The sequence below is a fragment of the Streptomyces millisiae genome (genome assembly GCF_031845425.1).
GTDB lineage: Bacteria > Actinomycetota > Actinomycetes > Streptomycetales > Streptomycetaceae > Streptomyces > Streptomyces millisiae.
The window spans coordinates 1-463 of the sequence record NZ_JAVREM010000274.1 but is presented as its reverse complement, the minus strand read 5'-3'; the positions used below and the strand labels follow the sequence as shown (position 1 = coordinate 463).

The window sequence follows — 463 nt, the reverse complement described above, 5'->3', positions numbered from 1 at the left end:
ATCCTGAAGGAAGGCGGGAGTTTAGAGGATGCCACCTGCTGCGCTAGGCGCGCAGTCAGCCTTGTTCCAAAAAACGGAACAACGTACTCGCAGGCTCAAGTCCTAATTGAGGCCAGTAGAGTGCTGTCTGCGGTTGGACAGGAAGTAGAGGCCGTCGACTGCATCTGCGCGATATCTGAGTTGCATGAACAGGTCGACGGATTTCTGGCAGTCGCTGAAGTGCAGAGCCTGGCCGGTAAAGAGGACAAATCTATTAGTCTGGTCGAGCGCTCAGCGTCGCTCGCTCTAGATATCAAAGACGAGTATACGAAATTTCGCACTCTGCGGTCCATTGTTACAGCGCTAGCTCGACATGGACTTACGCAGGAAGCTGTGATTCTCTCCCAAAAAATAACCGATCCCGGTCAACGGTCTCGGGGTATCAGTACAGTGGCTTTGGTCTTGGCTGATGCTGAGGTAAAGG

At 52.9% G+C, this 463-nt stretch carries 1 protein-coding gene; it reads left to right on the top strand.

Going from position 1 to position 463, the window contains the following annotated elements:
• Window positions 1–120: 120 nt before the first annotated feature.
• The coding region (locus RNC47_RS36640) for a hypothetical protein (RefSeq protein WP_311605185.1) at window positions 121–463 on the top strand (343 nt) is incomplete at its 3' end.